Raw genomic sequence first — 9,349 nt, forward strand, 5'->3', positions numbered from 1 at the left:
CCAGCGTTTACTGGCATCCGGGTGGGCGTCCGGGCTCTGGCAGATGGCGGCGGTGATGGCGGCGATGCATATAGAATAGACGCCGAAGGGGGACAACAGCAGCGCCAGCCCGCCTGTGGCAACGATCAGCGGTGAGACCGCCAGCGGATAGCCCGATGCCTGCATGGTGGCGAAGCCGGGCGCATTCTGCGACGCCATGGTCACCAGGAAGAAGGGTAAGCCGATGCTGATCAGGCTGGTGAAGGTGAACGCAGGGGCAATGAATTCCGGCATGATGACCGATAACGTCATCCTTTTCGTGACAACGTCACCTCCAGCCCAGGCAACGAACACGCCCACCAGCAGCGTGGCGACAATGGCGTACCGGGGCGCTACAGCTTTGGCCACCAGCCAGGCGGCCAGCATACTGCCGCAAAGAAAAAAGTGTCCCTCAAGATTGCTGAATGCCTTCAGGCCAAACTGTAACAGCACGCCCGCCAGCATAGCGGCGGCAAGCGAGTGCGGGATCAGTTTCATCAACCGGGCAAACAGGCCGGTGACGCCGCACAGCAGAATCAGCGTATTCGCGAATATAAATACCCCGATGGTTTCCGCCAGCGTCACGCCATGCAGGCTGGTGGCGAGCAACGCCGCGCCCGGAGTCGACCAGGCGGTCAGCACGGGGGCTTTATACCACCACGACAATGCCAGCGTGCTGATCCCCATCCCGAGCCCTAGCGCGGTCATCCATCCGGCGATTTGCTGTGTACTGGCGCCAGCCGCCGCAGCCGCCTGCCAGATAATGGCGGCAGAGCTGGCATAGCCCACCAGAACGGCAACAAAACCGGCCAGCACGGCAGGAAAGAGAGAGGCAGTCGATCGCATGGAAACTCCGTTGTGCGTTATAACGTCCGGGATAAGGTATCACTGTGCGCTATAACGTACAAGTGGTATGCTTTGCCGCAACGGGAGGAACTATGGATATCACTCAACACCTGGCAACCACACTGAAAGCGCTGCGTCAGGCGCGGGGCTGGAGCCTGTCAAAACTGGCGGAAGAGACGGGCGTGTCGAAAGCGATGCTTGGGCAAATCGAACGCAATGAGTCCAGCCCGACGGTCTCTACCTTGTGGAAAATCGCCACCGGGCTGAACGTACCTTTTTCGGCGTTTATCACTCCAGAAAGCGAACCGCAGGCGGTGTTCGATCCGCAGCAGCAGGCGATGGTGGTGAAACCGCTTTTCCCCTGGGATGAACAGCTTAAGTTCGACCATTTCTCCATCACCCTGTCGCCCGGCGCGCTGAGCGAGTCCACGCCGCACGAAGCCGGGGTGATCGAACATGTGGTGGTGATAAGCGGTGAGCTGGATATGCAGATCGACGGTGTCTGGCGCACAATATACGCTGATTCCGGCGTGCGTTTTGCCGGCGATAAACCGCACGCGTACCGCAACAGCAGCGCCCGTACGGTGCATTTTCACTCCCTGATCCATTATCCCCGCTAAAGCGTCGCAAAACGGTTTCACTGACACAGACTTCTGACTACAATAGCCGCCATTTTGACCATAACGGATAACGACGAAGTATGCGCCTGCACTCCCATCATCTTGAACTGCTAAGCCCGGCCCGCGACGCCGCCATTGCCCGTGAAGCCATTCTTCACGGTGCGGATGCCGTCTACATTGGCGGCCCTGGCTTCGGTGCCCGGCATAACGCCAGCAACAGCCTGCGCGACATTGCCGAGCTGGTACCGTTCGCTCACCGTTTCGGGGCGAAGGTGTTTGTGACCCTGAACACCATTCTTCATGATGATGAGCTGGAGCCCGCGCAGCGTCTGATCACCGATCTCTACCAGACCGGCGTTGACGCCCTGATCGTTCAGGATATGGGCGTTCTGGAACTGGATATCCCGCCGATTGAGCTGCACGCCAGCACTCAGTGCGATATCCGCACCGTCGAGAAGGCGAAGTTTCTTTCGGACGTCGGGTTTACGCAGATTGTGCTGGCGCGCGAGCTGAACCTGAACCAGATCCGCGATATCCATCAGGCGACCGACGCGACCATTGAATTCTTTATCCACGGTGCGCTGTGTGTGGCCTATTCCGGGCAGTGTAATATCTCTCACGCCCAGACGGGGCGCAGCGCTAACCGGGGCGACTGCTCTCAGGCCTGCCGTCTGCCGTATACCCTGAAAGACGATCAGGGCCGCGTGGTGGCATTCGAAAAACACCTGCTGTCGATGAAAGATAACGATCAGACGGCGAACCTCGGTGCGCTGATCGATGCTGGCGTACGCTCCTTCAAAATTGAAGGGCGCTACAAGGACATGAGCTACGTGAAAAATATCACCGCCCATTATCGTCAGATGCTGGATGCCATCATCGACGATCGCGGTGATCTGGCGCGCGCCTCCGCCGGGCGTACAGAGCATTTCTTTATTCCGTCTACGGACAAAACCTTCCACCGCGGCAGCACGGACTATTTCGTGAATGCCCGTAAAGGGGATATTGGCGCGTTCGACTCACCGAAGTTTATCGGCCTGCCGGTGGGTGAAGTGCTGAAAGTGGCGAAAGATCATCTTGACGTTCAGGTGACAGAGCCGCTGGCGAACGGCGATGGTCTCAACGTGATGATCAAACGTGAAGTAGTGGGTTTCCGCGCCAATACGGTGGAGAAAACCGGCGAAAATCGCTATCGCGTCTGGCCGAACGAAATGCCTGCCGATCTCTACAAAGCCCGTCCTAATGCGGCGCTTAACCGTAACCTGGATCACAACTGGCAGCAGGCCTTGCTCAAGACCTCCAGCGAGCGCCGCATTGCGGTGGATATCGCGCTGGGGGGCTGGGAAGAGCAGCTGATCCTGACCATGACCTGCGAAGACGGCATCAGCGTGACGCATACGCTCGACGGCCTGTTCGAGGTGGCGAACAATGCGGAGAAAGCGCTCAACAACCTCAAGGATGGCGTGGCGAAGCTGGGGCAGACCATTTATTACGCGCGCAATATTGAGGTGAATCTGCCGGACGCGCTGTTCGTGCCGAACAGCCTGCTGAACCAGTTCCGCCGTGAAACGGCCGAGATGCTGGATGAAGTACGCCTGGCAAACTATTCGCGCGGCAGCCGTAAGGCCGAAGCGGTGCCTGCGCCGGTCTACCCGGACACGCATCTTTCTTTCCTCGCGAACGTATACAACCACAAAGCGCGTGCGTTTTATCATCGTCACGGCGTGCAGCTGATTGACGCCGCGTATGAAGCGCATGAAGAGAAGGGCGATGTGCCGGTGATGATCACCAAACACTGCCTGCGGTTTGCTTTTAACCTTTGTCCGAAACAGGCGAAAGGCAATATTAAAAGCTGGAAAGCGACGCCGATGCAGCTGGTGAATGGCGATGAAGTGCTGACGCTGAAGTTTGACTGCCGTCCGTGTGAAATGCACGTTATCGGCAAGATGAAGAATCACATCTTCAAAATGCCGCCGCCGGGAAGCATTGTGGCCTCCGTCAGCCCTGACGATTTGATGAAGACCCTGCCGAAGCGTAAAGGCAGCTAACCCGCAGAGTGGGTATCCGGTTTGCGCGATTTCTGCCAGGTATGGTGCTCGCGCAACCCCTCCGCAGACTCCTCAGCCGCGCTGCGTAACTCGTCGCTGTCAGCTTCATGACGAAGCTGATGGTCGGCGTTTTTCACATACACAAATTCATGCCCTTTGTGCTCCGCCATAATCTGTCCTGAGAACAGGGCGCTAATCACCAGCAGTAGCGAAAATTCTTTTCTGAACATCATTTATCCCCTGAAAATACGCTACGGTCATCGTAGGGATAATTTCATAGAGTAATTATTCGACTCTTTAAATTTGAGAAAATAGAGTGTCAAAAATTGTGGTCGCAATAAAACGCGCTTAAGACTATTCTTAAAAGCGATATCGACGTTGTAAACTCCCATTTCTGGTATGCAAAGAACAACTAGATTTATTGGGAAATCATTTACAATAAGATTTTTCTGGCTAAGGATTGGATCGAATAAATGAAAAAAATAATCGTGCTATCACTTCTGGGCGTAGTGGTTGCGGTGGGTGCTGCGGCCAGCATCTATTCAAATGAAGAACCAGAATATATTCAGTCAGCAAAAAGCCGTGTCGGATCGTATTTAACCAGCGATTACGGACGTGTCGAATGTAATAGCACCCAGGTAAGTGAAGATCGCTGGGAGCTGGGCTGTACCAATAAGGCGAGAGGCAAAACCTTCCAGTTCGCCGTTTACCCACCCGAGCAGGCACCGTATGGGGTCTCTCGTGCGTTTTATCTCGAAGCGATTAATGATGATGCCCGCCAGAGTGCAGATCAGGGGCTGATGCGTTATCTGCAAATTAATACCAAAGCGGGTTAATCGATTCGTTTATGCTTCGTTGAGGCTCACAGTGGTAGATTGCTGGTGATCCACATCCCGGTAGGGAATACCGGAGCGTAGATACCAAAATACAAATCTATCCATGCAAGCATTTACCGCCAGATTATGGCGGTTTTTTTTTGCCCGTTTATCGTACCGGCTGTAAAAATTGTTTGCGATATTGCGCGGGCGAAAGCGCAAATTGCTGCCGGAAATGGTGGCGCAGCGTGGCGCTTTGTCCAAATCCGGTTTGTTCCGCAATATTATCAATGCTGAGCCGACTGTTTTCGAGATAATCTTTTGCCCGCTGCAATCGCGCAGTCAATAACCAGCGCGCGGGCGTTGTCCCGGTCGCGTCCTGGAAACGGCGCAGAAAGGTGCGTTGACTCATACCCACCCGCAGGGCCAGCGATTCGACGGTATGGGAAACGGCCAGATGCTGGTGAAGATAATCGAACAGCTGGCCCAGGCGCTGGCTCTCCCGCAACTGAGCCACCGGTCGGCTAAGTTGCTGGGTTTGCGAGCCGTCCCGATGGGGCGGGATCACCAGTCGACGCGCCACGCGGTTTGCTGCCTCCATACCGTAATTCCGGCGCACCACGTGCAGACACAGATCAATCCCCGCGGCGCTGCCGGCGGAAGTGAGAATATCGCCTTCGTCCTGGTAGAGCACATCTTCGACCACGGTGATGGCGGGAAAGCGTGTTTTCAGAGCTTGCGTGTAGCGCCAGTGGGTGGTTGCCTTCCGCCCGTCAAGCAGGCCTGAGGCTGCCAGAACGAAAACGCCAGAGCAGATTGAGAGTAGCTGACAACCCCGGGCATGCGCCGCACGGAGCGCCTGACAGAGCGCGTCGGGTACGGGTTCGTCCAGCCCTCGCCAACCGGGTACGACAACCAGATCCGCCGTTTCCAGCAGACGCAGATCGCCATCGGCCAGAATACGGATCCCGCCCGTTGCCCGGAGCTCGCCGCCATCCACGCTCGCCACGGCGAACTGATACCAGTCATCGCCCATCTCCGGGCGCGGCAAGCCAAAGATTTCTACCGCCACGCCAAACTCAAAGGTACATAAACCGTCATATGCCAGCACGACCGCGCGCGGCGAGGGATGTCTTAAGTTTGTCATCTTTTTGCTGTTTTCTGGCATAGGCGGACGCATTCATGTGCTGAATTAAGGGATAGAGTAGTGTTAACACAAACACCACAAATGAGGAAGATTCATGAGCTATGTTACTGAATTTCCGGCTGCTGAGCCGCAGGAAGCCGTGGGGCATTTTCTGCGTCGTCTGAGCGTCGAGACGGACTGCGCCGATGTCCATCACGCGGTATCCAGCGGTGAGCAGGACTTTGTTCTGCTGCACGTTGTCGGGAAGCCTGAACATTTTGCCCGGCGGCATCTTCCCGGCGCGCTGCATTTACCCTGGAGCCAGATCACCGCCGAGCGGATGACAGCGTGGCCAGAGGGCACGCTGTTTGTCGTCTATTGTGCAGGCCCACACTGCAACGGGGCGGACAGGGCGGCGCTGAAGCTGGCGCGTCTGGGTCTGCCGGTTAAGATTATGCTCGGGGGCATAACCGGCTGGGAAGATGAGCGGTTCGCGTTTGCAGGATCTTCATCGCCCGCCCTGTGAACATGAATTTATTTCAACACAGATGAAATTTTCTCGTTTGTCGGCGGCGAGCCGGTATGACATCTTTTTAGGACGTTTAGACATCCAGAAGTCTAAATGTTCAAGAGATGAATTATCACTGTGGGCAATTAACGCCGACAGACAGAGGAGATTTCCATGCAGCGACACCACGCCCCGTACCGCGCCGATGTAGTCGGCAGTTTTTTACGCCCGGACTCTGTTAAACAGGCCCGTCTGCAATTTGCCAGCGGTGAGATCGATGCCGGTCAGCTTCGCGCGGTTGAGGACGAGGCCATTCGCCATGTTGTCGAACAGCAGTGCGCCTGCGGTCTGCATGTGGTAACGGACGGTGAATTCCGCCGCGCCTGGTGGCACTTTGACTTCTTTGACGGGCTACAGGGCGTAGAGCGTTATGATTCGCAGCAGGGCATTCAGTTCAACGGGGTGCAGACCAAAGCCCACGGCGTGCGCGTAACGGGCAAACTGGGCTTCGGCGATCATCCTATGCTGGAAGATTTTCGCTACATCAAAAGCATCAGCGGTAACGCACAGCCGAAGATGACCATTCCGAGCCCGAGCGTGCTGCACTTCCGCGGTGGCCGCAAGGATATTGATGCCACGGTCTACCCGGATCTGAAGGATTACTTTGACGATCTGGCGACAACCTGGCGCGATGCCATTCGGGCCTTTTACGATGCAGGCTGCCGCTATCTGCAACTGGATGATACCGTCTGGGCCTACCTTTGTTCAGAAGACCAGCGCCACCAGATCCGCGAGCGCGGTGACGATGCAGACGAACTTGCCCGAACCTATGCCCGGGTGCTGAATAAGGCGCTGGAGGGCAAACCGGACGACCTGACCATCGGGCTGCACGTCTGCCGCGGCAACTTCCGCTCAACCTGGATTTCCGAAGGCGGCTATGAGCCGGTGGCGGAGGTGCTGTTCGGCACGGTGAACGTCGACGCGTTCTTCCTGGAGTACGACAACGACCGTAGCGGCGACTTTGCGCCACTGCGTTTTGTGCGCCCGGGTAAACAGCAGGTGGTGCTGGGGCTGATCACCACCAAGCACGGTGAACTGGAGAACCCGGAAGGGGTGAAAGCGCGTCTGGAAGAGGCTGCGCGCTACGTGGCGAAAGAGCAGATTTGCCTCAGCCCGCAGTGCGGATTTGCCTCCACGGAAGAGGGTAACAGCCTGAGCGAAGCCCAGCAGTGGGATAAAATTCGCCTGGTGACGCAAATCGCCAGCGACGTCTGGTAACGCCGTTCACAGCGCTGCATTATTACAGTGCAGCGCTGTACCATTCTGAGTCGTTTACCGTAAATCCTCTCTTCGAACCCGTTTAAATCCTGCCTCTGCAACCTGGCACTCTTATTGCTCTCCTGAAACTGACGTTACTTTTTTCTGCGTCCGGGCGGTAACGGACGTCTTCGCACAGCTTTCTTTTTCAGGAGTGAAAATATGCACCGTCGTACCTTTATAAAAGCGTTCGCCTTGTCCGCCACCGTGGTCGCCATGGGGGTCAGTTTTGGCGTCCAGGCCGCAGAGACCATTAAAGTCGGGATCATGCACTCACTCTCCGGCACGATGGCCATTTCAGAAACGCCCCTGAAAGATGTCGCCCTGATGACCATCGATGAAATTAACGCCAAAGGCGGCGTGCTCGGGAAAAAGCTGGAGCCGGTGGTGGTTGACCCGGCCTCCAACTGGCCGCTGTTTGCCGAAAAGGCCCGCCAGCTTCTGAGCCAGGATAAGGTCGCCGTGGTGTTTGGCTGCTGGACCTCCGTATCGCGTAAATCGGTTCTGCCGGTTTTTGAGGAGCTGAACGGTTTGCTGTTCTATCCGGTGCAGTACGAAGGTGAAGAGATGTCACCTAACGTCTTCTATACCGGCGCGGCGCCTAACCAGCAGGCGATCCCGGCGGTGGAGTACCTGATGAGCGAGGACGGCGGCAGCGCGAAACGCTTCTTCCTGCTGGGAACGGACTACGTTTACCCGCGCACCACGAACAAGATCCTGCGCGCCTTCCTGCACTCGAAAGGCGTGGAAGATAAAGATATTGAAGAGGTCTACACCCCATTTGGTCATAGCGATTACCAGACCATCGTCGCCAGTATCAAGAAATTCTCTGCGGGCGGTAAAACGGCGGTGGTCTCCACCATCAACGGTGATTCCAACGTGCCTTTCTATAAAGAGCTGGCGAACCAGGGGCTGAAAGCCACGGACGTGCCGGTTGTGGCGTTCTCGGTGGGCGAGGAGGAACTGCGCGGCATTGATACCAAACCGCTGGTGGGTAACCTGGCGGCGTGGAACTACTTTGAATCCGTCGATAACCCGACCAACCAGACCTTTGTCGCGGCCTACAAAGCCTACGCGAAAGCCCATCAGCTGCCGAATGCCGATACCGTCGTCACCAACGATCCGATGGAAGCGACCTACGTCGGCCTGCATATGTGGGCGCAGGCGGTTGAAAAAGCGGGGACAACCGACGTGGACAAAGTGCGCGCGGCAATGGCGGGCCAGTCGTTCAACGCGCCGTCCGGCTTTACGCTGACCATGGATGCCACCAACCACCACCTGCATAAGCCCGTCATGATTGGTGAAATCGAAGGCAACGGCCAGTTCAACGTCGTCTGGCAAACCGAACAGCCGGTACGCGCTCAGCCGTGGAGCCCGTTTATCGCCGGGAATGACAAAAAACCTGACCAGCCGATGAAAACCGCCAGCAACTAAGCCACCACCAGGGAGAGACGTCATGAACGCCATACGCATGATGATTGCGATTGTGTGGCTTACCGGACTGCTGCCAGGGATGGCGCAGGCATCGGATGCCGATGATTTCGTTGCCGCTAGCCGCAGCCAGCAAACCGCCATGCTGACCCGCTGGGCAGCCACGCCGGAACCTGCACGTTTGCCGCTGCTTAAAGCGCTGCAACAAGAGAACCTCTACACCGACAGCCAGAAGAAGGCTTTTACCCGCATCGACGGTGAAATGGTGGCCCTGGGCGCGGCAAAGAGCGCCGAAGGAACGACCAAAGCCGTGCGACTGACCAACCGGCTGCGCGTGTTAACCGTCACGGCGCTGGCGACGCATCAGCTTGTCAGTGACAGTGTCACCGAAAGACGTCATGCCGCGCGGCAGCTTCAGCGTGACGCCCAGCCGGATATGCTCGGGTTTCTGCAACAGCGGGCTAATCGCGAAACGGACGACGTCACCCGACAGTCGCTGAGGCTGGCGCTGGCAAATCTTCAGCTGGCGAGTCCGCAGGCGGAAACGCGCCTTAACGCGGTTGAACTGCTGGGACAGTCTGACGATCCGGACGTGCAGGCCACGCTGACGCCATTCACCCGGG

Annotated in this window: 9 protein-coding genes and 1 pseudogene; 7 read left to right on the forward strand and 3 right to left on the reverse strand. The window is 56.9% G+C overall.

Annotation, left to right across the window (positions count from 1 at the left end):
- Positions 1-864 (reverse strand): benzoate/H(+) symporter BenE family transporter (locus tag DD606_RS22675; protein WP_129259181.1); only part of this gene is annotated, 864 nt, incomplete at its 3' end.
- 92 nt (positions 865-956) lie between these two features.
- On the opposite strand from DD606_RS22675, the gene DD606_RS22680 reads away from it, so the two are divergent.
- Positions 957-1,484 carry a helix-turn-helix domain-containing protein gene (locus DD606_RS22680; protein ID WP_045336245.1) on the forward strand — a complete coding sequence of 176 codons (528 nt, stop codon included), beginning with the start codon at positions 957-959 and terminating at the stop codon, positions 1,482-1,484.
- A gap of 80 nt (positions 1,485-1,564) precedes the next feature.
- The gene (locus DD606_RS22685; RefSeq protein WP_003857212.1) at positions 1,565-3,529 is read left to right on the forward strand and encodes a U32 family peptidase; all 1,965 of its coding nucleotides are present in this window, start codon (positions 1,565-1,567) and stop codon (positions 3,527-3,529) included.
- Here the strand turns inward: DD606_RS22685 and DD606_RS22690 are convergent.
- Entirely contained in the window at positions 3,526-3,759 is a 234-nt protein-coding gene (locus tag DD606_RS22690) for a DUF2554 family protein (protein WP_003857211.1), read from the reverse strand. The two genes, DD606_RS22685 and DD606_RS22690, sit on opposite strands and share 4 nt — an antisense overlap.
- 243 nt (positions 3,760-4,002) lie before the next feature.
- Between DD606_RS22690 and DD606_RS22695 the strand changes: the two genes are divergently transcribed.
- Positions 4,003-4,365 carry a hypothetical protein gene (locus DD606_RS22695; protein ID WP_003857209.1) on the forward strand — a complete coding sequence of 121 codons (363 nt, stop codon included), beginning with the start codon at positions 4,003-4,005 and terminating at the stop codon, positions 4,363-4,365.
- 148 nt (positions 4,366-4,513) lie between these two features.
- Here DD606_RS22695 and ftrA read toward each other — a convergent pair whose 3' ends face one another.
- Entirely contained in the window at positions 4,514-5,512 is a 999-nt protein-coding gene (gene ftrA, locus DD606_RS22700; protein WP_129259183.1) for a transcriptional regulator FtrA, read from the reverse strand.
- A 73-nt stretch (positions 5,513-5,585) separates the two neighbouring features.
- On the opposite strand from ftrA, the gene DD606_RS22705 reads away from it, so the two are divergent.
- The 4 genes and pseudogenes from DD606_RS22705 to DD606_RS22720 form a co-directional block, all read left to right on the forward strand.
- The gene (locus DD606_RS22705; protein ID WP_129259185.1) at positions 5,586-5,996 is read left to right on the forward strand and encodes a rhodanese-like domain-containing protein; all 411 of its coding nucleotides are present in this window, start codon (positions 5,586-5,588) and stop codon (positions 5,994-5,996) included.
- 156 nt (positions 5,997-6,152) lie between these two features.
- Complete coding sequence (locus DD606_RS22710; protein ID WP_129259187.1) at positions 6,153-7,256, forward strand: cobalamin-independent methionine synthase II family protein; 1,104 nt, start codon at positions 6,153-6,155, stop codon at positions 7,254-7,256.
- A gap of 201 nt (positions 7,257-7,457) precedes the next feature.
- Positions 7,458-8,729: an urea ABC transporter substrate-binding protein gene (gene urtA, locus DD606_RS22715; protein WP_061856117.1), complete on the forward strand. Its 1,272-nt coding sequence runs from the start codon at positions 7,458-7,460 to the stop codon at positions 8,727-8,729.
- A gap of 22 nt (positions 8,730-8,751) precedes the next feature.
- A pseudogene (locus DD606_RS22720) lies at positions 8,752-9,349 on the forward strand (urea ABC transporter permease subunit UrtB); the annotation flags it as partial.

The sequence above is a fragment of the Enterobacter cloacae complex sp. GF14B genome, assembly GCF_004136805.1.
Lineage (GTDB): Bacteria > Pseudomonadota > Gammaproteobacteria > Enterobacterales > Enterobacteriaceae > Enterobacter > Enterobacter hormaechei_C.